23 protein-coding genes are annotated in these 24,077 nt (G+C 65.1%); 13 read left to right on the top strand and 10 right to left on the bottom strand.

The genetic code is table 11. The features are described from left to right. Positions 1 to 364 precede the first annotated feature (364 nt). Positions 365 to 610, top strand: a complete 246-nt coding sequence (locus P9875_RS17520) for a hypothetical protein (protein ID WP_099402167.1) — start codon at positions 365 to 367, stop codon at positions 608 to 610. A 31-nt stretch (positions 611 to 641) separates the two neighbouring features. Here P9875_RS17520 and P9875_RS17515 read toward each other — a convergent pair whose 3' ends face one another. The 4 genes from P9875_RS17515 to P9875_RS17500 all read right to left on the bottom strand — a co-directional run bounded on the left by P9875_RS17515 (position 642) and on the right by P9875_RS17500 (position 2,972). Next, positions 642 to 1,376, bottom strand: a complete 735-nt coding sequence (locus P9875_RS17515) for a hypothetical protein (RefSeq protein WP_278316092.1) — start codon at positions 1,374 to 1,376, stop codon at positions 642 to 644. After that, positions 1,373 to 1,939 carry a hypothetical protein gene (locus P9875_RS17510; protein WP_278316091.1) on the bottom strand — a complete coding sequence of 189 codons (567 nt, stop codon included), beginning with the start codon at positions 1,937 to 1,939 and terminating at the stop codon, positions 1,373 to 1,375. The genes P9875_RS17515 and P9875_RS17510 overlap by 4 nt, the downstream gene beginning before the upstream one ends. Before the next feature lie 79 nt (positions 1,940 to 2,018). Next, positions 2,019 to 2,306, bottom strand: a complete 288-nt coding sequence (locus tag P9875_RS17505; RefSeq protein WP_278316090.1) for a putative quinol monooxygenase — start codon at positions 2,304 to 2,306, stop codon at positions 2,019 to 2,021. Between the two features lie 93 nt (positions 2,307 to 2,399). Next, entirely contained in the window at positions 2,400 to 2,972 is a 573-nt protein-coding gene (locus tag P9875_RS17500) for an FMN-dependent NADH-azoreductase (protein WP_278316089.1), read from the bottom strand. A gap of 162 nt (positions 2,973 to 3,134) precedes the next feature. On the opposite strand from P9875_RS17500, the gene P9875_RS17495 reads away from it, so the two are divergent. After that, positions 3,135 to 3,530, top strand: coding sequence for a winged helix-turn-helix transcriptional regulator (locus P9875_RS17495; protein WP_219313875.1), 396 nt, complete (start codon positions 3,135 to 3,137; stop codon positions 3,528 to 3,530). 6 nt (positions 3,531 to 3,536) lie between these two features. Here the strand turns inward: P9875_RS17495 and P9875_RS17490 are convergent, their stop codons facing one another. Beyond that, positions 3,537 to 4,433: a LysR family transcriptional regulator gene (locus P9875_RS17490; protein WP_278316088.1), complete on the bottom strand. Its 897-nt coding sequence runs from the start codon at positions 4,431 to 4,433 to the stop codon at positions 3,537 to 3,539. A 145-nt stretch (positions 4,434 to 4,578) separates the two neighbouring features. Between P9875_RS17490 and P9875_RS17485 the strand changes: the two genes are divergently transcribed. From P9875_RS17485 to P9875_RS17460, 6 genes are all read left to right on the top strand, one after another. Further along, complete coding sequence (locus P9875_RS17485; RefSeq protein WP_278316087.1) at positions 4,579 to 5,793, top strand: 3-hydroxybenzoate 6-monooxygenase; 1,215 nt, start codon at positions 4,579 to 4,581, stop codon at positions 5,791 to 5,793. Beyond that, complete coding sequence (gtdA, locus tag P9875_RS17480) at positions 5,790 to 6,842, top strand: gentisate 1,2-dioxygenase (protein ID WP_278316086.1); 1,053 nt, start codon at positions 5,790 to 5,792, stop codon at positions 6,840 to 6,842. The genes P9875_RS17485 and gtdA overlap by 4 nt, the downstream gene beginning before the upstream one ends. Positions 6,843 to 6,863: 21 nt before the next feature. Then, the gene (locus P9875_RS17475) at positions 6,864 to 7,571 is read left to right on the top strand and encodes a fumarylacetoacetate hydrolase family protein (RefSeq protein WP_278316085.1); all 708 of its coding nucleotides are present in this window, start codon (positions 6,864 to 6,866) and stop codon (positions 7,569 to 7,571) included. A gap of 65 nt (positions 7,572 to 7,636) precedes the next feature. Next, on the top strand, positions 7,637 to 8,992 hold the full coding sequence (locus P9875_RS17470) for an MFS transporter (RefSeq protein ID WP_278316084.1): 1,356 nt from the start codon (positions 7,637 to 7,639) through the stop codon (positions 8,990 to 8,992). Then, entirely contained in the window at positions 8,989 to 9,633 is a 645-nt protein-coding gene (gene maiA / locus P9875_RS17465) for a maleylacetoacetate isomerase (RefSeq protein WP_278316083.1), read from the top strand. The genes P9875_RS17470 and maiA overlap by 4 nt, the downstream gene beginning before the upstream one ends. Positions 9,634 to 9,664: 31 nt before the next feature. Beyond that, complete coding sequence (locus tag P9875_RS17460) at positions 9,665 to 10,756, top strand: porin (RefSeq protein ID WP_278316082.1); 1,092 nt, start codon at positions 9,665 to 9,667, stop codon at positions 10,754 to 10,756. 9 nt (positions 10,757 to 10,765) lie between these two features. On the opposite strand, the gene P9875_RS17455 is transcribed toward P9875_RS17460, so the two are convergent. After that, complete coding sequence (locus P9875_RS17455; RefSeq protein WP_278316081.1) at positions 10,766 to 12,235, bottom strand: efflux transporter outer membrane subunit; 1,470 nt, start codon at positions 12,233 to 12,235, stop codon at positions 10,766 to 10,768. A 93-nt stretch (positions 12,236 to 12,328) separates the two neighbouring features. Here P9875_RS17455 and P9875_RS17450 point away from each other — a divergent pair, with 93 nt between their 5' ends. The 3 genes from P9875_RS17450 to P9875_RS17440 all read left to right on the top strand — a co-directional run bounded on the left by P9875_RS17450 (position 12,329) and on the right by P9875_RS17440 (position 17,213). Then, the gene (locus P9875_RS17450) at positions 12,329 to 12,949 is read left to right on the top strand and encodes a TetR/AcrR family transcriptional regulator (RefSeq protein WP_278316080.1); all 621 of its coding nucleotides are present in this window, start codon (positions 12,329 to 12,331) and stop codon (positions 12,947 to 12,949) included. A gap of 83 nt (positions 12,950 to 13,032) precedes the next feature. Further along, the gene (locus tag P9875_RS17445; RefSeq protein WP_278316079.1) at positions 13,033 to 14,139 is read left to right on the top strand and encodes an efflux RND transporter periplasmic adaptor subunit; all 1,107 of its coding nucleotides are present in this window, start codon (positions 13,033 to 13,035) and stop codon (positions 14,137 to 14,139) included. Next, complete coding sequence (locus P9875_RS17440) at positions 14,136 to 17,213, top strand: efflux RND transporter permease subunit (RefSeq protein WP_278316078.1); 3,078 nt, start codon at positions 14,136 to 14,138, stop codon at positions 17,211 to 17,213. The genes P9875_RS17445 and P9875_RS17440 overlap by 4 nt, the downstream gene beginning before the upstream one ends. Here the strand turns inward: P9875_RS17440 and P9875_RS17435 are convergent. Then, the gene (locus tag P9875_RS17435) at positions 17,210 to 17,602 is read right to left on the bottom strand and encodes a winged helix-turn-helix transcriptional regulator (RefSeq protein WP_034755697.1); all 393 of its coding nucleotides are present in this window, start codon (positions 17,600 to 17,602) and stop codon (positions 17,210 to 17,212) included. The genes P9875_RS17440 and P9875_RS17435 overlap by 4 nt on opposite strands. A gap of 101 nt (positions 17,603 to 17,703) precedes the next feature. On the opposite strand from P9875_RS17435, the gene P9875_RS17430 reads away from it, so the two are divergent. Then, on the top strand, positions 17,704 to 18,447 hold the full coding sequence (locus P9875_RS17430; RefSeq protein ID WP_423221787.1) for an NADPH-dependent F420 reductase: 744 nt from the start codon (positions 17,704 to 17,706) through the stop codon (positions 18,445 to 18,447). Here the strand turns inward: P9875_RS17430 and P9875_RS17425 are convergent. After that, on the bottom strand, positions 18,444 to 19,481 hold the full coding sequence (locus P9875_RS17425; RefSeq protein WP_278316077.1) for a helix-turn-helix transcriptional regulator: 1,038 nt from the start codon (positions 19,479 to 19,481) through the stop codon (positions 18,444 to 18,446). The two genes, P9875_RS17430 and P9875_RS17425, sit on opposite strands and share 4 nt — an antisense overlap. A gap of 217 nt (positions 19,482 to 19,698) precedes the next feature. Here P9875_RS17425 and P9875_RS17420 point away from each other — a divergent pair, with 217 nt between their 5' ends. Then, on the top strand, positions 19,699 to 21,708 hold the full coding sequence (locus tag P9875_RS17420; protein ID WP_278316076.1) for a glycoside hydrolase family 3 protein: 2,010 nt from the start codon (positions 19,699 to 19,701) through the stop codon (positions 21,706 to 21,708). A gap of 7 nt (positions 21,709 to 21,715) precedes the next feature. Here P9875_RS17420 and P9875_RS17415 read toward each other — a convergent pair whose 3' ends face one another. Both P9875_RS17415 and P9875_RS17410 read right to left on the bottom strand, forming a co-directional pair. Continuing rightward, positions 21,716 to 22,834: a Gfo/Idh/MocA family protein gene (locus P9875_RS17415; RefSeq protein ID WP_278316075.1), complete on the bottom strand. Its 1,119-nt coding sequence runs from the start codon at positions 22,832 to 22,834 to the stop codon at positions 21,716 to 21,718. Positions 22,835 to 22,866: 32 nt separating this feature from the next. Further along, complete coding sequence (locus tag P9875_RS17410) at positions 22,867 to 24,054, bottom strand: phytanoyl-CoA dioxygenase family protein (protein WP_278316074.1); 1,188 nt, start codon at positions 24,052 to 24,054, stop codon at positions 22,867 to 22,869. Positions 24,055 to 24,077: the final 23 nt, after the last annotated feature.

The following is a 24,077-nucleotide window of genomic DNA, read 5'->3' as shown; positions in this document are numbered from 1 at the left end:
GCTCGTCTGTTAAAAATTTCACTGGGAAATTTATATTATTATAAATAAAATAAATTCCATATGGGAATTAATGTTTCTTGTGGGCGGTAAATTATTTCCCAATGGAATATTGATTTTATATTTTTGCAATTCCAAGCCTGCTGCATTATCTGAGTTGATATAAGTCAATGTTTTTTGTGTATTGATTTTAGAATATATTCTTACTGCTAGGATATGGGGTCAGCAGTGGTTCAGTGAGTGATGTCTGCTTGAAGAAATAAAAAATACTTGGTACTGGAAAAGGATCAATCAAGGCGGTCTGTCGAATTGCGGCAGGCTGAAGCGGGAGCATACGGTGCTTGTCCCATACTTGACATGAATTTACATGGTAAATAAAAATTACATCGGTGACCTCGCGCAGGTGGCGCTTGATCATCCCAGGCGGATCGATGCATTGATGGCACAAAAAATAGATGTGGCGATTATTTTCCAGGAAATGCTTGGCACCGCCGTGGCAGCCAAATATTTGCACACAAATGGCGTGCCGCTATCTGTCGCATTGCGCGTATTGGTATGCGAGCGCAGAAAAGACCCGTCGCCGCCAAAAATGATCGGAATTGAAAAAGGGTAGTTCCATTGCGCCCGTCCAGGCTGCCTGCGTGTCAGACCGTATTGCGCCGCAAGCCCGCTTCGCGCACAAACACTTGCAGCGCCGCCATGGTCTGCTGGTGCAGCGTTTTCAGTTCCGTTCTCAACTGCGGCGTGATGGCCAGGTTGCCGTTCGCTTCCTTGCGCACTGGCAGGCCCAGCGCTTGCGCCATTTCGACCGGGTAATTCGTGAAGTCGCCATACGGCCGCTTGCCGTCCACGGACGGGGTGGGCCAATAGCCTTCGGCCAGGTAGTCTTCCGCCGCCATGCCCAGCATTTCCAGCGACATCCACGACTGTTGCCGCAGCAGTGTCAGATGCTGCCTGGTCAGGGCGAACGGCGCCTTGCCGTTGGCATAGCTGCCTGGCTTCAGGTCGGCCATCTGCACGAAGTGGGGCAGCAGCAGCGCCGCTTCCATCAGGCGTTGCGCGGCCAGCGCCGCATCCTTGCTGGCGATGGCCTGCATGGCCAGTTGCAGGGTGTCGCCCTTGCCCAGCGGGTAGGCCGGATTGAGCATGGGCGCGCCGCTTTCCACAGGCGACCAGCCGATGTTGAAGCGCCGTATCAGCGCCAGATGCTGCACATTGAGTATTTTCGGCAGCGGAGCGTCGATGGTGGCCAGGATGCGCTGATGCACGGTGTTCGGCAGGTCCTTGTCTGCCGCGCGTGCAAGCACGGGCGAACACAGCAGGACACCGGCGAGGCGCAGCAACTGGCGGCGCAGGGGCTGGATCAGGCGCGGCATCATGGTGCCGTCAAGTCCTGGCGCTGGAACTCGATGCGGTTTTCCTGGTAGGCCCACTTGGTGTAGGGCCCGAACACGCGCCGGTTTTCCTTGCTGTCGGCATTCGACAGCTCGCGCTTCATGCGCCGCACGAGGGCGGGATCCGTAAGCGGCGCCGTCGTGGCGGCGAACACGTCGTGCCGCACGCTCTGTTTGGCGTCGGCGCCGCGCGAGATGATGGTGAGCTTGCGTGAGGCGGGGTCGAAGTACACGCGCATGGCGAAGGTATTCATGTCCTGCAGATACAGGCCGTCGTCGCGCTGCTGGGCATAGAAATAATCGCCGCAGACGGCCTTCGGCTCGCGTTTCCATTCGCAGGACAGGGCGATCAGCAGGTGCCGCTCGTCGAGTTGCTTGACCGAAATGCGTCCTTTGGCGTATCCCCAGGTGCTGGCCGGCACGGTCGCCGACGAGGCCAGGTTGTATTCGCCTACCAGCTTGGTCAGGGGAGCTTGCGCCGAGGCGCAAGCGCAAATTGTCAGGGCGGCTGCCGCTACGGCGCCGCGTATGCAGGAAAATGGAGTCATGATGGCCATAAAGAAAAGTTGCCATATTATAGATGGCAACTTGCCAAGATGGCCGCGCGCTTGCGCGGCGCGCCGGCCGTTACTTCAGCTTGCTCAATTCCGCGATGTCGATGTTGACGATCTTGTCGCCCACGGCGGCGACCAGCGTCTTGAAGTGCGGTGTCGCTTCATGCCCCGTGTGGGCGGCCTTGTCGGTCCATTCCTCCAGCATGATGAAGCGCGTGGGTATCTTGTTGTCGAGGTGCAGTTCGTAGCGCAGGCAGCCGCTTTCCGCGCGGCTCGGTGCCACGACGGCTTCCAGGGCGGCGCGCACGGCGTCGATATGTTGGGCTTGGGCATCGATGGTGGCGACGATGATCAGGGTCATGGAAGTCCTTGTGGTTGGGGTGCCGGCAGCTTAGCGCATCTGGCGCTTCCTTGCCGGCTGCGCCGCGACGGCTTGCGGCGCAGCCGGCACTCCTTACGCGGCTTGCAGCGCCCCGATCTGCTCGAAGGCCCCCGCCAAGGCTTGCTCTCGGGCTGCGTCGCTGACCTTGACGCCTTCGGCGCGCACGATCTCGATTTGCGTGACGCCGAGGAAACCGAGGAAGGCGCGCAGATGGCTTTCCTGGTGTTCCAGGGCCGCCATCGGCGTGTCGGCGCCGTAATAGCCGCCGCGCGTCGAGGCGATGATCACGCGCTTGCTGCCCAACAAGCCTTCGGGGCCGTTGGCGCCGTACTGGAAGGTTTTGCCGGGCACGGCGAGCGCATCGAGCCACGATTTGAGCTGGCTGGGGATGGCGAAGTTGTACATGGGCGCGCCGATGACGATGACGTCGGCGGCCAGCACTTGCTCGAGCGCGCCGGCCAGCGCTGCGCCGTCGGCGGCGCTGGGGGCTGCCGTAAATTGCGGCAACGGTTGCGCGGCCAGGTCATGATACTGGACGGTGGCGCCGGGCGCGGCCGCTTGCAGGCGGGCGATGATGGCGGCGGACAATTGGCGGCTGAGGGAATGCTCGCCGAGGATGCTCGAATCGATGTGCAGGATGTTCATGTGTGCCTTCTTGGGTGGTATGATCGGGTGGTATGTTTTTGTAACCGAGTTAAATATAGTGACTATCAAATGAACGCACAAGAAGGCACTTTTTCCACACTGGGGCACACGGATGTGACTATGGGCGACGCCGCCGCGCAAGGAGCGGAGCTGGAACGGCGCATGCGCGACGAGGGCGGCCATGCGGGCGTGGCCGCTTCCTGCCGCCCGATCACGGATATCCTCACGCGCGTGGGCGACAAATGGAGCGTGATGGTGGTGATATTGCTCGGCAATGGCACCAAGCGCTTCAACGAGATGCGCCGCCTGATCGGCGGCATCTCGCAGCGCATGCTGACGTTGACCCTGCGCGGGCTGGAACGCGACGGCCTGGTCACGCGCACCGTATTTCCCACCGTGCCGCCGCGCGTCGACTACGCCTTGACGGACCTGGGCCGCTCGCTATTGATCCCCATCAGCGCGCTGGGCGCCTGGGCACATGGCCATCGCGACGCCATCGATGCGGCGCGGCTGGCGTTTGACGCCCGGACGGCGAACCAGTTGCTGTCCGGCGACTAAATCACTTCAAGCCGCCCCAAACAGCTGCGCCATCGTCTGGCGCAGCCAGCGGTTCGACGCATCTTCATGGTAGCGCTCGTGCCAGTGCTGCTTGACTGAAAAGCTGGGCAGTTGCACGGGCAGGGGCAGGATGCGGAACGCTTCGTGGTCCTGCATCTGCAGCGCGTAGCGGTACGGTACCGTGACGATGTACTCGGTTTCGGCGACGATGCGCGACACACCGAGGAAACTGGGCAGTTTCAGCACGATGCGCCGCTGCACGCCAGCCGTCGCCAGCACTTTTTCCACGATGGAATGGCCCGTGCCCGAGCTTTTCACTTCGATATGCCCCTCCTGCAGGAATTCTTCCACCGTCATCGTGTCGCGGATGCGCGGGTGGCTGCTGGCCACCAGGCAGACAAAGTGCTGGTCGAACAGTTTCTGCTGATAAAACCCCGATTCCAGATGCGGCATGAAGCCCACGGCCAGGTCCACTTCGCCTCCCTCCAGGCGCTCGGGCGTGTCGGTGGCGATCTTCGACACGTCCAAGGTGATGCCGGGCCCGATCTGCTGCAGATGGTTGAGCAGGGTGGGCAGCAGCACGATTTCACTGATGTCCGTCATGCAGAGGGCAAATTCGCGCGTGCTGGCGACCGGGTCGAACACGGGCTGGTCGGCCAGCGCATGCTGCCAGGCGGCAATCGCGGCGCGCACGTCCTGCACCGCGTTTTGCGCGCGCGGCGTCGGCTCCATGCCTTTCGAGGTGCGCGCAAACAGGCGGTCGCCGAAATGCGTGCGTAATTTCCCCAGGCCGATGCTGACCGTCGATTGCGGCAAACCCAGGTTTTCCGCCGCGCGCGTCACATTGCGGCTTTTATAGATCTCGTCAAAGATGAACAGCAGTTCGATATCGAAGCGCGACATGGGCAGCACCATTATTTAAAAACTTGATTGTGGCTATTGTATTCCATCGCTTTACCAAATATTGACCTGTCGGCACACTGCTTGCCATACCAAGAGCACGGCAAACGTGCATCGCGCAAGCACACAGATCAATTGGAGGAAAGAAATGGAACATACCCACAAGCCGTCCGTGCTGATCGTCGGCGGCGGCATCGGCGGCATGGCCGCCGCGCTGTCCCTGTCGCGCCTGGGGCTGGCCGTCACAGTGCTGGAACAGGCCTCGACCCTGGGCGAGATCGGCGCAGGCATCCAGCTGGCGCCCAACGCCTTCGCCGCGCTCGACGCGCTGGGCGTGGGTGAACGCACACGCGCCAAGGCCGTGTTCACGGAACGCCTGGTGATGATGGACGCCGTCGACGCCACGGAAGTGGGCACCTTCGTCGTCGATGCCGCCTTCCGCGAACGCTTCGCCAATCCCTACGCCGTGATCCACCGCGCCGACATCCACGGCGCCATCCTCGACGCCGTGCGCACCTCGCCATTGATCACGTTTGTCACCTCGTCGCACGTAAGCAGCGTGGAAGAAGATGCGGACGGCGTCACCGTGCTCGATGCGGCGGGGCGCAGCTTCCGCGCCGATGCGCTGATCGGCTGCGATGGCGTCAAGTCCGTCATCCGCGAGCGCATCGTCGGTGACCAGGTCCGCGTTTCCGGCCACGTGGTCTACCGCGCCGTGGTGCCGGCCGCCGACATGCCGGCCGACTTGCGCTGGAATGCGCCCGTCGTCTGGGCCGGGCCAAACTGCCACCTCGTGCACTACCCGCTGCGCAGTGGCGAGCAATACAACCTGGTGGTGACCTTCCACAGCCGCGAGCAGGAACAGTGGAGCGTCACGGACGGCAGCAAGGAAGAAGTGCTGTCCTACTTCGATGGCGTCCACGATCAGCCGCGCCAGCTGCTGCACAAGCCGACCAGCTGGAAACGCTGGAGCACGGCCGACCGCGATCCCGTCGCCAACTGGAGCACCAAGCGCATGACCCTGCTGGGCGACTCGGCCCACCCGATGCTGCAATACCTGGCGCAGGGCGCCTGCATGGCGCTGGAAGACGCCGTCACCCTGGGCGAAGCCGTGCGCGCCTGCGGCTTCGACATGACCGCCGCCTTCCAGCTGTACCAGCGTTCGCGCATCGCCCGCACGGCGAGGGTCGTGCTGTCGGCGCGCGAAATGGGCCGGCTGTACCACGCCAAGGGTGTCGAACGCCTGGTGCGCAATGACCTGTGGCGCGGCCGCACGCCCGCGCAATTCTATGAGGCGCTGGCCTGGCTGTATGGCTGGACGGCGCAAACCTGTCTGGCCACCACCGAGAAGGAGGCAGCATGACTTCCCATCAAACGCCCGAACGCGAAGCTTTATATGCAGCCTTGAGCGGCATGCATCTGTCGCCGCTGTGGCAATCCCTGCATACCCTGGTGCCGCCCCATCCGACGGCGCCGTATGCGGCGGCCCTGTGGCGTTACGCCGACATCGCGCCGCAACTGGCGCGCGCCGGCGAAGTCATCACGGCCCACGAAGCCGTGCGCAGGGTCCTCGTGCTGGAAAACCCCGCCTTGCCGGGCCGCTCCTCGATCACGCAATCGCTGTACGCGGGCCTGCAGCTGATTTTGCCGGGCGAAGTGGCGCCCTCGCACCGCCACAGCCAGTCGGCGCTGCGCTTTGTCGTCAGTGGGCAGGGCGCCTACACGACGGTGGCGGGCGAGCGCACCACCATGCACCCGGGCGACTTCATCATCACCCCGTCGTGGACCTGGCATGACCATGGCAACCTCGGCATCGATGGCGTGAGTGAACCGGTCGTCTGGCTCGATGGCCTCGACATTCCCATGCTGCGCTATTTCGACTCGGGTTTCGCGGAAAACGACACGGAAGACAGCCAGACCGTCAGCCGTCCGGAAGGCCAGAGCTTCGCCCGCTACGGCTACAACATGGCACCCGTCAAGTCGCTGCATCAGGGCGCCACCTCGCCCATCTTCAATTACCCGTATGCCCGCTCGCGCGAAGCGCTGGACCTGCTGTCGCGCACGGACGCCATCGACGACTGGCAAGGCTACAAGCTCAAATACGTGAACCCGCTGACGGGCGGCTCGCCCATGCCCACCATGGCCACCTTCATGCAGCTGCTGCCGAAAGGGTTTGCCGGCAAGCGCGCACGCAGCACGGATGGCACCGTCTACAGCGTCGTCGAAGGCCACGGCAAGGTGACGATAGACGCGCAGGTGTTTGACTTCGCCCCGCGCGACACCTTCGTCGTGCCATCGTGGGCCATTGTCTCCTTCGATTGCCCGCTGGATGACGTCGTGCTGTTCAGTTTTTCCGACCGCCCCGTGCAGCAAGCGATGGGCGTGCTGCGCGAGCAGTTTTTGACCGATTGATTTTTCACACAGGATTTCACCATGACCAACTTCATCTTCGCCCCTCAAGCCATCGCCGGCCTGCCCATCGTCGGTAGCGACAGCCAGTTTCCCGTGCGCCGCATCTACTGCGTGGGCCGCAACTACGCCGCCCATGCGCGCGAAATGGGCTTCGATCCCGACCGCGAACCGCCATTCTTCTTCTGCAAGCCGAATGACGAGCAGTCCGTCGTGCCCGTGCCGCCCGGCGTGACGGCCACCGTGCCGTATCCGGCACAGACATCGAACTACCACCACGAGATCGAACTGGTGGTCGCCATCGGCAAGGGCGGCAGCAATATCGCCCTGGAGGACGCGGCGTCGCACATCTTCGGTTACGGCGTGGGCCTGGACATGACGCGGCGCGACCTGCAGATGCGCATGCGCGAACAGGGGCGGCCATGGGAAATCGGCAAGGCCTTCGACTATTCGGCACCCATCGGCGCGCTCACGCCCATCGCGGCGTCCGGCGAGATCACCACGGGCGCCATCGTGCTGGAAGTCGACGGCAAGGTCGTGCAGACGAGCGACCTGACGCACCTGATCTGGTCCGTCAATGAAGTCATCGCCAATCTGTCGACCCTGTTCGAGCTGCAGCCGGGCGACATCATCATGACGGGCACGCCCGAAGGCGTGGGCGCCGTCAGCAGCGGCCAGACGATGGAAGCGCGCATCGCCGGTCTGACGCCGATCACCGTCGCCGTCAAGTAAAACCACCGGGCCAGCGCGGCACAGATCGCGCAGCCCAAGCGAACAATAACAACGGAGACAAGACCATGACTACCCACGCCAGTACCGACGTCCAGCAATTCCTCGACCAGCACCCGTTTTCCCGCTACCAGAAGCTGATCCTCTGGCTATGCTTTCTGATCGTCGCCATCGACGGTTTTGATACGGCCTCGATCGGTTTCATAGCGCCCGCCATCCGCGCCGAATGGGGCTTGACCCCAGCCGCGCTGGCGCCCCTGTTCGGCGCCGGCCTGTTTGGTCTGATGGCGGGATCGTTTTTGTTCGGGCCCCTGGCCGACCGCTATGGCCGGCGTCCCGTGCTGATCGTCTCCGTGGCCTTTTTCGGCGCGGCCAGCCTGCTGTCAGCCTGGTCGACGGATCTGACCATGCTGCTGGTGCTGCGCTTTTTGACTGGCCTGGGCCTCGGTGGCGCCATGCCCACATCGGTGACCATGACGTCCGAATACTGCCCGCAGCAGCGCCGTTCCGGCCTCGTGACCATGATGTTCTGCGGCTTTACCATCGGTTCCGCGCTGGGCGGCCTGGCATCGGCGCAGCTGCTGCACCTGATCGGCTGGCGCGGCGTGCTGGTGCTGGGCGGCGCCTTGCCGTTGCTGCTGGTGCCCGTGCTGCTGCTGGCGCTGCCGGAATCCTTGCGCTGGCTGGTCTTGAAGGGGCGCGATGGCAGCGAGACCATCATGCGCCGCATTGCGCCCACCCTGGCCGCCTTGCCGCGCCTCGTCGTCAGCGATAAAAAACTCGCCGGCTCGCCCATGGCGGAACTGTTCCGCCCCGGCGTGATTGGCGGCACCTTGCTGCTGTGGTCCACGTTCTTCATGAGTTTATTGATCATCTATCTGCTGTCGAGCTGGATGCCGACTCTGTTGAATGGCAATGGCCTGTCCTTGTCGAACGCCTCGCTGGTGACGATGATGTTCCAGGTGGGCGGCACGGTCGGCGCCATCCTGCTGGGCCGCTGGATGGATCGCTACAGCCCCCATAAAGTGCTGAGCATCGCCTACCTGGCCGCCGCCGGCTGCATCGTCGTCGTGGCCCTGTCGGGCAGCAGCCTGGCCTTGCTGGTGCTGGCCGTCTTTGGCGTGGGCTTTGGCGTCAGTGGTTCGCAAGTGGGCGCCAATGCGCTGGCCGCCGCGTTTTATCCCACATCGAGCCGCGCCACGGGCGTCAGCTGGGCCGCCGCCGTGGGGCGCAGCGGCTCCGTGCTCGGCTCCATGGCCGGTGGCCTGATGCTGACCCTGAAACTCGATAACGAAACCATCTTCTTTTTGCTGGCCATCCCTGCCGTGCTGGCGTCCCTGGCGCTGCTGGCCATGGGCCGCCTGATGCGCGCCCGGATTGGCTCCAGCACCGTTCCCGCTACCCTGAAAGAGAGCACCGTATGAAATTGCATGGCTATTACCGCAGTTCCGCGTCCTACCGCGTGCGCATCGCGCTGAACCTGAAACACCTCGCTGTCGACACGGCTTACGTGCACCTGAGCCGCAATGGCGGCGAACAGTTCACGCCGGCGTTTTCCAGCCTGAACCCGCAGCATCTGCTGCCCGTGCTGGAGGACGGCGGCGCCGTGCTGACCCAATCGCTGGCCATCATCGAGTACCTGGACGAGACGCAGGAGGGGCAAAAACTGCTGCCGGCCGATGCCCTGGAGCGCGCCCGCGTGCGCCAGCTGGCCATGGTGTGCGCCTGCGACATCCACCCGCTCAACAACCTGCGCGTCCTCAATTACCTGACGGGGCCCCTGGCCCTGTCGCAGGAGCAGAAGAATACGTGGTACCAGCACTGGACCCATCTGGGCCTGGCCGCGCTGGAAGCGGAATTGGTGCATAGCCCGCACACGGGCCGGTTCTGCCATGGCGACACGCCGACCCTGGCCGATTGCTGCCTGGTGCCGCAGGTGTACAACGCGCTGCGCTTCCAATGCGACCTGACGCCGTATCCCACGATACGCCGCATCGTCGCGCAGTGCGAGGCGCTGCCGGCGTTCCGCGAAGCGCACCCGGATGCGCAGCCAGACGCCGAATAAAAAAAATACAAAACCAAAAACGGAGACAAGCATGAAAAAAACCAAGGCCATCACCATGGCGCTGCTGGGCGCGTGCGCCTGCAGCACCGCCTATGCGCAAGGCAGCGTCACCCTGTATGGAGTGCTCGACAGTTCGCTGGCCTACACGACGAATGCCAACGCGGCCGGCGACAGCGTCACCAAGATGCCCACCTTGACCGGTTCATTGCCGTCGCGTTTCGGCTTCAAGGGCGTGGAAGACCTGGGCGGCGGCTTGCAGGCGATCTTTGCGCTGGAATCGGGCTTCGGCGTCGATACGGGCGTCGCGGGGCAGGGCGGGAGACTGTTCGGCCGCCAGTCGTGGGTGGGCCTGAAGGGCCGCTATGGCAGCGTGATGCTGGGGCGGCAGATGAACATGTCGTTCTGGGCCACGCAAAAGTCCGACATCATGGGGCCGGCCCTGTTTTCCATCAGCAGTCTCGATCTGTACCTGCCGAACGCCCGCAGCGACAACGCCATCGGTTACCTGGGCACGTTTTCCGACGTGACCGTGGGCGCCACCTACAGCCTGGGGCGCGATACCTCGGCGGCGGGCGGGCCGGCCGCCACGGGCTGCGCGGGCGAAGTGGCGGGCAACGCGAAAGCTTGCCGCCAGATCACCGCCTTGCTGGGCTACGACACGGGCCGCTACGGCGCCACGGCATCGTACGACATCCTGTACGGTAACGTGGGCGCGGCCAACGGCCTCACGTCGAGCCGCCACTTCGACCGCCGCGTGATCGCCAGCGCTTATGCCATGCTCGGTCAGTTAAAGCTGGGCGGCGGCATCATCGACCGCACCATACGCGCCACCACGGGCCCTGTCGACTCGCAGTTGCTGTATTTCGGCGCCGCCTGGCCCGTCGCGCCCGCGCTGGTGCTCGATGGCCAGGTGGCCAAACTGGCCGTCAAGGATAGCCCGAACGATGCCACCCTGGCCACCGCGCGCCTGACCTATCATTTATCCAAACGCACGGCCATCTACGGCGCCATCGGCCGCATGGACAATGATGGCGCGGCGGCCGTGGCGCTGGACGCGGGCGGCACGGTGGGCGCGGGACGCACGCAGAATGGCGTGATGGCGGGTGTGCGCCATTTCTTCTGACGACCTTTTTTACCGGGCTGCCACCACCTCGGCTCCCGCCTGCGGCGCTTGCCAGCCGCCGCCCAGCGCCCGGTAAGTGGCGACAGCGGCGCGTGCCGATGCCGTTTGCGCCTGTTCGCGCGCGTCCGCTGCGCGCAGCAGCCTCGTGTCGGCTTGCAGCACATCGAGCCGGCTGACTACGCCTTTCTCGTAGGCGGCCAGCGCGGCGGCGCGGGCGCGCTCTAGCGATTGCACGCCTTGCGCCAGCAATGCGGCCTGTTCTTCGTGGCGCAGCAGGGCCGAGCCGGCGTTTTCCACGTCTTCGACGGCGTGCAGCGCCGCGAGCCGGTAGGCCGCCAGCAGTTCGGCTTCCTGGCCGCGGGAAGCTTCGATCTGCGCGTCGATGCGGCTGAAATCGAACAGGCGCCAGCGCATGCCCAGCATGCCGGCGGCCTGGCCGGAGCCGCTGCCGAACAGGGCGCCGCCGGCCGTGGCGCTGCCAAACAGCGCGCCCAGGCTCAGTTTTGGGTAGTACTCGGCGACGGCCGCGCCGGTGCGCGCGCTGGCGGCGGCCAGACGCCGTTCGGCGGCGATCAGGTCGGGCCGGCGCCGCAACAATTCGCCCGGCGCGCCGCCGGCCGTGATGCGCGGCGCGCGCGCCATCACGCCGGCGGCGGCCATCTCATTGCCATAGGTGCCTGGCGCCGCGCCCAGCATCACGTCGAGCGCATGCAGCGCCACTTCGCGCGCCGTGTCCAGGCCGGGCACGACGGCGCGCGCCTGCGCCAGCGACGCTTCGGCCTGCCGCAGTGCCGGTTCGTTCGCCAATCCCTTGTCATATAACAGCGTCGCCAGTTCCAGCAGCGCCGCGTCGGTGTCGACCTGCCGGCGCGCCAGCTCAAGCCGCGCCTGCAGCCCCTGGATCGTCAGGTACAGGTCGGCCGTTTGCGCCGCCACGGCCAGCCGCGTCGCGGCCCATCCCGCTTCGCTGGCTGCGTAATCGGCGCGCGCCGCTTCGCGTTCGCGGCGCAGGCCACCGAACAGGTCGAGCTCCCACGACGCTTGCAGGTTCAGCTCGCGCGCGCTGCCGGCGCGCTCATAGCCTGGCGTGGCGTTCAAGACCTGGCCCAGCGGCGTTTGCACCGACTGGTAGGCGCGCGCCGCCTGGCCGCCAAGGCTGGCCGACGGCAGCAGCGCGGCGTCGGCCGCACCGGTGGCGGCGCGCGCCTGGCTGACCCTGGCCTGCGCTTGCGCCAGGTCGAGGTTTTGCGCGAGCGCCACCGTCACCAGGCGGGTCAGGCGCGGGTCGCCGAAGGCCGTCCACCACTGCCGCAGTTCGGCAGAGTCAGCGTCCTGGCGCGCGCCGAGCGCCGCCTGATGCCGGTACTGGGCCGCTTGCGGCAGTTCGGGCCGGTGGTAATCCTTGCCGACGGTGCAGCCGGTGGCGGCCAGGCCGGCGGCGATCAGCAGAAAGGGGAGGCGCAGGCGTGGCAGTGGCATGGTGGTCTTCCTGTTTAAATGAGAATAATGTGTGACTATAATACAGTTTGGTCACTTATTGTGCATTCCGGCGCGGCGCGTTAAGCTGTCGCCATGAATTCCACCACACCCGAACTACAGACCCCTGCGCGCGGTCCCGCCGGCCACGACGTGCGCGACCAGATCGTTGCCGCCGCCACCGATTACTTCAGCCGCTACGGCTATGAAAAGACGACCGTCTCCGACCTGGCCCGGGTGATCGGCTTTTCCAAGGCCTATATCTACAAATTCTTCGAATCGAAGCAAGCCATCGGCGAGCATATCTGCGGCAACTGCCTGCGCCAGATCGAGACCGAGGTGAGAAGCGCGGTTGCAGCGGCCGAGCGGCCGCCAGAGCAGCTGCGGCGCATGTTCAGGGCCAGCGTCGAGGCCAGCTTGCGGCTGTTTTTCCAGGACCGAAAACTGTACGACATCGCCGCCTCGGCCGCCACCGAACGCTGGCCGGCCGTGCAGGCCTACGAGCTGGCGATGGGCGCCTTGCTGCAGGATATCTTGCAGCAGGGGCGCAAGACGGGCGACTTCGAACGCAAGACGCCGCTCGACGAAACGGCCAGCGCGATTTACCTGGTGATGCGCCCCTACGTCAATCCTTTGCTGCTGCAACACAGCGTCGACAGCAGCGAAACGGCCGTGGTGCAGCTGTCCAGCCTGGTGTTGCGCAGTTTGTCGCCGTAAGCGCTTCAATGATAAGTGACGATTGACTTAATTGGTCACTAGTACCAGAATGAGGGCTCTGATCACTCATTCATGGAATTCCTATGCGCTGGCGCCGCCTCGCTTCATCTGTTGTCATTTCAACTTTCCCCCTGGTGTTGAGCGCCTGCGCCGACAAGGCGCAGGCCGATCCGCGCACGGCCACGCCGCTGGTGCGCGCCGTCGCGGTGCAGGGCGCCGAAGCGGGCGCGCGCAGCTTTACGGGCGTGGTCGCGCCGCGCGTGCAGAGCGATCTCGGTTTTCGCGTGGCCGGCAAGGTGCGCGAACGGCTGGTCGACGCTGGCCAGGCCGTGCGCCGTGGCCAGCCGTTGATGCGCCTCGACGCCGACGACCTGCAACTGCTGGCGCAGGCGCGCCATGAAACCGTCACGGCCGACCGCGCCCGCGCGCGCCAGGCGGCGGATGAGGAAGCGCGCTACCGCGACTTGCGCGGCACCGGCGCCATTTCGGCATCCAGTTACGACCAGGTGAAGGCGGCGGCTGACGCGGCCGGCGCCCAATTGAAGGCGTCCGAAGCCCAGGCCGGGGTGGCGCGCAATGCGCTGCAGTACGCGGTGCTGCTGGCCGACGCCGACGGCGTCGTCATGGACACCCTGGCCGAACCGGGCCAGGTGGTCGTGGCTGGGCAGGTGGTGGTGCGACTGGCCCATGACGGCCGGCGCGAAGCGGCGATCCAGCTGCCGGAAACCTTGCGTCCCGCCTTGGGTTCCACCGGGCAGGCCACCCTGTTCGGCAGGCCGGGCGCCAGCGTGCCGGCCACCTTGCGCCAGCTGTCGCAGACGGCGGACCGGCAAACGCGCACCTTCGAGGCGCGCTATGTGCTCGATGCGGCGCTGTCAAGCGCGCCGCTGGGCGCCACCGTCACCTTGCGCCTGGCCGGCACGCAAGCGGCCGGCGACAGCGTGCAAGTGCCGCTGGCGGCCCTGCATGATGCGGGCAAGGGGCAGGGCGTGTGGGTGATTGCCGGTGCGCCGGCCCAAGTGAGCTGGCGGCCCGTGAAAGTACGAGGTCTGCACGATGACGGCGCCGACGTGAGCGGCCTGAAGGCGGGCGAACGCATCGTTGCGCTGGGCGCGCACCTGCTGCATCAGGGAGAGCAGGTCAGGGTCGAACAGGCGCCAGTGGCCGCCGGCGCGGGAGCGCGTCCATGAGCGCGGCCGGCTTCAACCTGTCCGCGCTGGCCGTGCGCGAGCGTTCCGTCACCCTGTTCCTGATTTGCCTCATTTCGCTGGCCGGCCTGCTGTCGTTCTTCAAGCTGGGACGCGCGGAAGACCCGGCGTTCACGGTCAAGGTGATGACCATCGTCACCGCCTGGCCCGGCGCCAGCGCGCGCGAAATGCAGGACCAGGTGGCCGAGAAGATCGAAAAGCGCCTGCAGGAGCTGCGCTGGTACGAACGTGCCGAGACCTACACCACGCCGGGCCTGGCCTTTACCACCCTGACCCTGCTCGACAGCACGCCGCCCGGGCAGGTGCAGGCCGAGTTTTACCAGGCGCGCAAGAAGGCGGGCGACGAGGCGGCCAATTTGCCGGCCGGCGTGATCGGCCCCATGATCAATGACGAATACGCCGACGTCACCTTTGCGCTGTATGCGCTGAAAGCCAAGGGCGAACCGCAGCGCCTGCTGGTGCGCGAGGCGGAAACCCTGCGCCAGCGGCTGCTGCACGTGCCGGGCGTGAAAAAGGTCAATATCATCGGCGAGCAGGCCGAACGCATCTACGTCGAGTTTTCGCAGGAGCGCCTGGCCACCCTGGGCGTGCGGGCGCAGGACGTGTTCGCGGCGCTGAACGGCCAGAATGCCTTGACGCCAGCCGGCTCGGTGGAAACGCGCGGGCCGCAGGTATTCATCCGCCTCGACGGCGCGCTCGACGCGCTGCAAAAGATCCGCGACACGCCCGTGGCGGCGCAGGGGCGCACCTTGACCCTGTCCGATATCGCCACCGTGCGCCGTGGCCAGGAAGACCCGGCCAGTTTCCTGGTGCGCAATGGCGGCGAGCCGGCGCTGCTGCTGGGCGTGATCATGCGCGACGGCTGGAACGGGCTGGATCTGGGCAAGGCGCTGGACGGGGAAGTGACGGCCATCGGCGCCGCCATGCCGCTGGGCATGAGCCTGGCCAAGGTTACCGACCAGGCCGTCAACATCGGCGCGGCCGTCGACGAATTCATGCTCAAGTTTCTCGCCGCGCTGCTGGTGGTGATGCTGGTGTGCTTTGTCAGCATGGGCTGGCGGGTCGGCATCGTGGTGGCAGCCGCCGTGCCATTGACGTTGGCCGTGGTGTTCATCGTGATGGCGGCCACCGGCAAGAACTTCGACCGCATCACCCTCGGTTCATTGATCCTGGGCCTGGGTCTGCTGGTGGACGACGCCATCATCGCCATCGAAATGATGGTCGTGAAAATGGAAGAGGGCTACAGCCGCATCGCCGCCTCCGCCTACGCCTGGAGCCACACGGCCGCGCCGATGCTGGCGGGCACCTTGGTCACGGCTGTCGGCTTCATGCCGAACGGCTTTGCCCGCTCCACTGCCGGTGAATACACGAGCAATATGTTCTGGATCGTCGGCATCGCGCTGATCGCCTCGTGGGTGGTGGCGGTGGTGTTCACTCCCTACCTGGGCGTGAAGCTGCTGCCTGAACTCAAACACGTCGCCGGCGGCCATGAAGGCTTGTACGACACGCCGCGCTACCACCGCTTTCGCCGGTTGCTGGGGCGCGTGATTGCCCGCAAATGGCTGGTGTTCTGCACCGTGATCGGCCTGTTCGTGCTGGCCGTGCTGGGCATGGCCGTCGTCAAGAAGCAGTTTTTTCCCATCTCGGACCGCCCTGAAGTGCTGATCGAAGTGCAGCTGCCCTACGGCAGCGCGATCGGGCAGACCAGCGGCGCGGCGGCCAAGGTGGAAGCGTGGCTGGCGCGCCAGAGCGAGGCGAAGATCGTCACGGCCTATGTGGGCCAGGGTGCGCCGCGCTTTTACCTGGCGATGGGACCGGAATTGCCCGACCCGTCGTTTGCCAAGATCGTCGTGCGCACCGACAGCCAGCAGGCGCGCGACGCCCTCAAGCAGCGTTTGCGTGTGGCGGTGGCTGCCGGGCTGGCGCCCGAGGCCAGGGTGCGCGTCACGCAACTGGTGTTCGGCCCGTATTCGCCGTTTCCCGTCGCCTACCGGGTCAGCGGCCCCGATCCCGAGGTGTTGCGCGGCATCGCCGGCCAGGTGCAAGCTGTGATGCAGGCCAGCCCGCTGATGCGCACCGTCAATACCGACTGGGGCACGCGCACGCCCACCCTGCATTTCAGCCTGCAGCAGGAGCGCCTGCAGGCGATGGGCCTGACGTCCGCCGCCGTGGCGCAGCAGCTGCAGTTCCTGCTGCGCGGCGTGCCCGTCACGGCCGTGCGCGAAGATATCCGCACGGTGCAGGTGGTGGCGCGCGCGGCCGGCGACGTGCGGCTCGACCCGGCGCGCATCGCCGACCTGACCCTGGCCGGCGCGAATGGCGAACGCATCGCGCTGTCGCAGGTGGGCAGCGTGGAAGTGCGCTCGGAAGAACCGGTGATGCGCCGGCGCGACCGCCAGCCGACGATTACCGTACGCGGCGACATCGCTGACGGCATGCAGCCGCCCGACGTCTCGGGCGCCATCACGGCCCAGCTGCAAGCCGTGATCGACAAGCTGCCGGCCGGCTACCGCATCGAGCAGGCCGGCTCCATCGAGGAATCGGCCAAGGCCACGCAAGCCATGCTGCCGCTGTTCCCCATCATGCTGGCGTTGACCTTGCTGATGATTATTCTGCAGGTGCGTTCGATCTCGGCGATGGTGATGGTGTTCCTGACCAGCCCATTGGGCTTGATCGGCGTGGTGCCCACCTTGCTGCTGTTCCAGCAGCCGTTCGGCATCAATGCGCTGGTCGGTCTGATCGCGCTGTCGGGCATTTTGATGCGCAATACGCTGATCCTGATCGGCCAGATCCACCAGAACGAGGCGGCGGGACTGGCGCCGTTCGACGCCGTGGTGGAAGCGACCGTGCAGCGCGCGCGTCCCGTGATTCTCACGGCGCTGGCGGCCATCCTGGCGTTTATTCCGCTGACGCATTCGGTTTTCTGGGGGACCTTGGCCTATACCCTGATCGGCGGCACGTTTGCCGGCACGGTGCTGACCTTGGTCTTTCTACCGGCCATGTATGCGATCTGGTTCCGGATACGGCCGCAGGCAAGGGCTGCGCCGCAGGTTTAATCTGGCGCGGCAGGATCGGCAGCGGCGTGCGCCAGGCGTGCGCGCCGCAGTTCGGCCCACTCGATCAGTGCCTGCATCGACGGTCCCAGCGCATGGCCGATCTCGCTCAATGCATATTCCACCCTGGGCGGTACCTGCGCATAGACCTTGCGCACGACGATACCGTCCTTTTCCAGCTGCTTGAGCTGCTGGATCAGCATTTTTTGGTTGACTTCCTCGATCAGGCGCTCCAGGTCGGAAAAGCGCAAGGGCGCCTTGGCCGCAAACAGCTGGCACAGGATGATGATCTTCCATTTGCCTTCGAGTACGCGCAAGGTCTCGGTGGTGGCATCGGCCCAGTCTCGGCGATTTTGCGGATCGCCACAATTCCATTCCCGTTGTTTTGTCATGATATGTGGGTTACTTACTTATTGGTGGGTACTTCCCATTATTGCATAAGGCTCCTAAAATCACAGTACATTGGACGATCAACGACACGGAGCTCATGAACATGAAGATAGGAATTATTGGAACGGGAAATATCGGCGCAACCCTGGCGCGCAAGCTGCTGTCCGCCGGCCATGAGGTGAAGATAGCCAATTCCGGCGGCGTCAAAGGCGTGCAAAGTCTGGCCGAAGACATCGGCGCAGTGCCGGCCGATGTGCATGGCGCCGTTGATGGCGTGGATGTGGTGGTGCTGGCCATTCCGCTGCCAGCCATGGCCAGCCTGCCTGCCGGCCTGTTCGACGCCGTGCCGCCGCAGGTCACCGTGATCGACACCAGTAATTATTATCCTGGCATGCGTGACGCGGCGATTGCGCAGATCGATGCGGGCATGGCCGAAAGCATCTGGGTGTCAGCCCAGCTGGGGCGCCCGGTGGTCAAGGCCTTCAACAATGTGCTGGCGCATACGCTGGCCGCGCTGGGCCAGCCTGCAGGCACGCCGGGTCGCCTCGCCATTGCCGTCGCCGGAGATGACCCGATGGCCATGCAGACGGCGATGACCTTGGTGGAGCAGGCCGGATTTGACGCGGTCGATGGCGGCACCTTGGCGCAGTCCTGGCGCCAGCAGCCCTGCACCCCCGCCTACTGTTGCGACCTTGAGGCGCCCGCGATGGCCAGGGCGCTTACCGCGGCGGTTCCCGGCAAGGCAGCTGCGATCCGCGAGCAGATGCCGACGCAGTTCGCCAAGCTGGGCGCGCATGCCAGCCATGACGACATCGTCGCCATGAACCGGCGACTGAACGTCGTCTAGGCTCCGGTCGCATCCTGCCGGTAGCGTGCCGGCGGCAGCTCGAACTGGTTCTTGAAGAAGCGGGTGAATGCGCTTTGCGAGGAAAAACCCAGGCGTTCGCCGATTTCCACCACGCTCAGGCTCGTTTCGCGCAGCAAACGGCGCGATTCGCGGCTCTTGGCGCGCAGTTCCAGGGCGCGGAACGAGGTCTGCTCCTGCTGTAATTGACGTTGCAAGGTCCAGCGGTTCATCGCCAGGCCGTCGCACAGGGCCGGCAGCAGCGAGGCGCTGTCGGCATCGCCTGCGCCTTGCCGGCCCAGCAGATCGATGATGGCTTGCTCCACGCGGGCCGAAAAGAGCTGCGCGCCCTGCAACTGCTGCAATTGCCCCTGCGCGTGCCGCAGCGCGTGCGGCGCCAGCATGGCGTTGAACTGGGCGAAAGGCCGGTCCAGCGCCGGGGCGTCAAACGTCAAGGTATTGCGCGCCTGGCCAAAGGTGGCGGCGGCGCCGAAGCACTCGGAAATGGCCGGCGCGAACCACGGCGCCTTGCCCTGGAAGCCGGCATGGAAGGCGGTGGGTGCGCCATCGTCGTAGGCGCGCGCCACCAGCGACAGCATGCGGAAATTGGCCAGCGCCTGCATGGCGCCGCCCGCCGTGCAGAACTCGGACAAGTATTCGATCTCGATGCGCGTGCCATTTTCACTCATCAGCATGAAGTCGAACTCGCCGATCAGGCCCCGCAAGTGCAGCAGCTCGTGCAGCGCGCTGCGCAGGGTGGGGCGGTTGAAGCAGACGTGGGCGATGCCCGAGTAATGCGCGAACCAGTGCGTCACGTCGAGGTCGAGAATGGTTCGGTGCTGCGGCAGTTGCTGGGCGTAGGCCGTCATGCGGCGGTGCCGCTCGGCGTTGATGCGGCCGCCCGGCTCGTTCAGCTGCGCCAGCGTGATGCCCGTTTGCTGAAAGAACTCGGCGGGATCGTGGCCATCGGCCTGCATGGCGCGCGCGCATTGTTGCGCGATCCGGTTTGAAACCGTGCGCGTATCGGGTTTGTGCAAGGCTGTCTCCTGCTTATTCTGCTTGTTGTAGTAATTTTTCACAAATATTAGCACTTTGTAGGAAATTGTTGGTTGTTGTGCCATCTAACCAAAAATTGTTCTCGCGGGTATAAAGCGCGTGCTGCGCGGTCAAGAAACTCACGCATTCTCACGCTATATTGTTTTCGGCCGGCCTTGCTGCCGCGCCTTGATACCTACAAAAACAGTCTTGGAGATAATGATGAATTGCACTTTGAAACCGATGGCCCGCATGGTCGCCGGCTGCGTCGCCACGCTTGCCCTGGCCGCCTGCGGCAACGACACCGTCAGCGAGGAATACAAGCAGCCCGTGTTCGGCGCCACCACCTACGCCCAGCTCAAGGTCGACGGCTATGCCTTCAAGGACATGAACCGCAACGGCAAGATCGACCCGTACGAAGACTGGCGCCTGTCGGCCGAGGCGCGCGCCGACGACCTGCTGTCGCGCATGAGCCTTGATGAAAAAGCGGGCCTGATGATGCACGGCACGGCGCCCACCGTGGCCGACCCCACCGGCATCGGCCAGGGCGGCGCGTATGATTTGACGGCGCTGCAAGACCTGATCGTCAAGCAGTACGTCAACACCTTCATCACCCGCATGGCGGGCGATACGGCCAACATGGCTACCCAGTACAACAAGGTGCAAGCCCTGAGCGAAACGTCGCGCCACGGCATTCCCGTGTCCATCAGCACGGACCCGCGCCACCATTTCCAGTACACGGTGGGTGCCAGCGCCGGCACCAAGGGTTTCTCGCAGTGGCCGGAAACCCTGGGCCTGGCCGCCATCGGCGACGATGCGCTGGTACGCCGCTTCGGCGACATCGCGCGCCAGGAATACCTGGCCGTCGGCATCACGCAGGCGCTGTCGCCGCAGGCGGATCTGGCCACCGAGCCGCGCTGGTCGCGCATCAACGGCACCTTTGGCGAAGATGCGGACCTGGCCAAGCGCATGGTGCAGCACTATATCGAAGGCTTCCAGGATGGGAACACGGGTCTGCATGACGGCAGCGTGGTGGCTGTCGTCAAGCACTGGGTCGGCTACGGCGCCACGAAAGAGGGCTACGATGGCCACAATTACTATGGCCGTTACATGACTTACCCGGGCAACAACTTCGCCTACCACGTCAAACCGTTCGAAGGCGCCTTCACGGCCAAGGCGGCATCCGTCATGCCGACCTACGCTCTGCCGGACGGCAATATCACCATCGACGGCATCACCCTGGAACAGGTGGCGGCCGGCTTCAGCAAGACCATGCTGACGGATCTGCTGCGCGGCAAATACGGCTTCGAAGGCGTGATCCTGTCCGACTGGGGCATCACGTCCGACTGCGACGCCAACTGCCGCAATGGCACGGCGCCCGGCGTCGCGCCTTCCTTCATGGGCTTCGGCACGCCGTGGGGCATGGAAGACGCCACCAAGGCCGAGCGTTATGTGAAAGCCGTGACGGCGGGGATGGACCAGTTTGGCGGCGTGACGGAAGCGCCATACCTGACGCAAGCCGTGCAGCGCGGCCAGTTGACAGAAGCGCGCATCAATGCGTCGGCGCGGCGCATTCTGATCCAGAAATTCAAGCAGGGCCTGTTCGAACATCCGTTTGTCGATGCGGCCAAGGCGGCCACCACGGTGGGCAAGGCGGACTTCATCGAGGCAGGCCTGGAAGCCCAGCGCCGCTCGCTCGTCCTGCTGGAAAACAAGGACAAGGTCTTGCCGCTGGCGGCCACCGTCAAGAAAGTCTACCTGTACGGAATCGACGCGGCCGTGGCCAAGCAGTATGGCTACACCGTGGTCGCCACGCCGCAGGAAGCGGACGTGGCCCTGCTGCGCGTGGCCGCGCCGTATGAAATCCTGCACCCGAACTACATCTTCGGCAGCATGCAGCATGAAGGGCGCCTGAACTATGTCGACGGCGACGCCGACTACGAGGCGATCAAGAACGCGGCCAAATACGCGCCGAAGACGGTAGTGACGGTGTACCTGGACCGCCCGGCCATCCTCGGCAACGTGCAGGACAAGGCCAGCGCCATCCTCGCCAACTTCGGCGTCAGCGACGGCGCGCTGTTCGATGTCTTGACGGGCAAGGCCAAGCCGCAAGGCAAGCTGCCGTTCGAACTGCCGTCGTCGATGGCCGAAGTGCAGGTGCAGAAGTCGGACGTGCCGTATGACACGGCCCATCCGCTGTACAAGTTCGGTGACGGCCTGGCGTACTAAACGCCGTTTAACGTACGGTAATCCAGCTGCGCTCCTGCACGGAGCGCAGCGCCGCGGCTATCAGCCGGTCCACCTCGTAGCCATCGCGGAAGGTGGGCCAGACCGGCTGGCCGCCGGCGATGGCCTGCAGAAAATCGCGCGCTTCGATGACGATCTGCTCGTTGTAGCCGGTGCCGTGCCCGGCGCCCTGGCTGAACGCCAGGTAGTCGGGGTGGGCGGGTCCCATCAGCAGGCGCTGGAAACCCTGGCGCTGCGCCGGGCGGCCGGCGTCGTACAGCCATAGTGCATTCTGCTCTTCCTGGTCGAAGGCGAGTGCGCCTTTCGTTCCCGTGATGCGGTAGGTGTAACCCATCTTGCGTCCGGCCGCCACGCGGCTGAAGGTCAGGGCGCCCAGCGCGCCGCTGGCAAAACGCAGCATCACATTCCCCTGGTCGTCATTCTCCACCGCTTCCATGCCAGCCGGACCTTGGCGCTGCGCGTGCACGGTATTCATGTCGGCCACCAGCGAGTCGACGGGGCCGCCCAGGCGCAGGGCCAGGTTGAGCAGGTGCGAGCCGACGTCGGCCAGCGCGCCGGCGCGCGTTGCCGTCGCTTCCCGCGTGCGCCACGAGGCGGGAGCGTGCGGGTCGTGCAGGTAGTCTTCCACGTGTTCGGCGGCGACGTGGATGATTTCGCCGATTTCGCCCGATTCGATGATGTGGCGCGCCAACTGGCTGGCGGGCGTGCGGATGTAGTTATAGCCCACCATGTTGGCCACGCCCGCCGCTTCCGCCGCCTGCGCCAGCAGCAGGGATTCGGCGGCCGTCATGCCCAGCGGCTTTTCGCAAAACACGGGTTTGCCCAGGGCCAGCGCGGCCAGCACGATGTCCTTGTGCGTGGCCGGCGGCGTGGCGACGATGATGGCGTCGATGGCGCGATCATTGATCAGCGCGCGCCAGTCGCCCGTGGAGCGGTTCCAGCCCAGTTCCTGCGCGCTGCGGGCCGCGCCTTCCGCGCTGCTGGTGCAGATGCATTCGCATAAGGGGTTCAAGGTCGTGGGAAAAATGCTGCGCACGGCTTTGTAGGCGATGGTGTGGGCCTTGCCCATGTAGCCGGCGCCGATCAGGCCGATGTTGATGTCTTGCATACGGAGTCTCCGAAAATGTCGCGGTAGGGAAGTCAGGCTTGCTGGCGCCAGGCATGGCTGTCGAGCGCGTCGAGGAAGCGCGCTATGGGCCAGTCTTGCGCCAGCGCTTCGTGCATGAGCTGCTGCTGCGTGGGCGGCGCCATGCCGGCTATGGGCTGGTCGCGGTCAAGGTTGCTGGGGAAGGCATAGCCTTCGGCGCAGGCGGCAATCGCGTGAGCAATGCCGTCGGCGGACAGGACGCCCTGCGCGCGCAAGGTCCGCAGCGCCGGATACAGCGCGGCGCTCATGGCGCGGCGGTCCAGCGCTTCCATTGCGCGCCCGAACGGCGACGACACTTGCAGCAGATTCGCCATGCGGCGGATGTCGGGCGAGCGGTTATGGCCCGCCGCATGAAACAGGGCCGGGTTGAAAAAGACGGCGTCGCCTTGTGACAGCGGCAGCTGCACGCAATGCTGCGCAAAATAATCGCGGAAAGGCCGCTGCTGCCAGGCGAGAAAGCCGGGTCGGTAGCGCTGCGAATAGGGCAGATACAGGGTGGGGCCGGATGCCAGCGGCATGTCGCAATGGGCGACGGCGCCCTGCAAGGTCAGGAGGGCCGACATCTGGTGCACGGGCGCGGGATAGGCGGCGCAGCTGGCGGCGCTCTGGAAGCCCAGGTGATAGTCGCGGTGCGGCGCCTGGGCCGCCCCGCCCGGGTTGACGACGTTCACTTGCGCCGTCATCTGGTAGGCGGGACCGAGCCAGGCCTCGGCGATCCACGCGAAGACGGGATTGGCGTAATAGCGCGCGAACGCTTCGGGCGCGCGCAGACACAGCTTTTGCTGGGCGTTCCAGATGCGGTCATTCGCTCCCGGTTTGGCGAAATGGTCGCCGCCCGCCTGGCCGCCGGCATGCTGCTCGGCGATCAGCGCGCGAAACACGCCGCTGACCTGTTCCAGGGTAGCCATGTCGTCGACGGCGCGCTGGAGCACGATGACGCCGGGACCGTCCATCAGCGCCTTGCCCCATTCGGCCTGCAGTGCGCGCAGCGGCGCAGCACTGGCGGCCAGCGCGCGCACCTGGTCGCAGTCGTAGACGAGGATGTTTGCATCGACCGAGGCGGCGTGGGGATAGTCAGCCAGCGCCGTGCCTTGGCTGACGGTGCGGATGAAGTCATCGAGCTGGCAGTCTTGCTGCGACAGCCAGAAGGGCACGGGCGGCGCGGCGTCTTTGGTGATCATGCGGTGTCTCCGTTGTTTAAGTT

The sequence above is a fragment of the Janthinobacterium rivuli genome (genome assembly GCF_029690045.1).
Lineage (GTDB): Bacteria > Pseudomonadota > Gammaproteobacteria > Burkholderiales > Burkholderiaceae_D > Janthinobacterium > Janthinobacterium rivuli.
The sequence above is the reverse complement of the archived record's forward strand: the minus strand, read 5'-3'. Positions and strand labels throughout refer to the sequence as shown.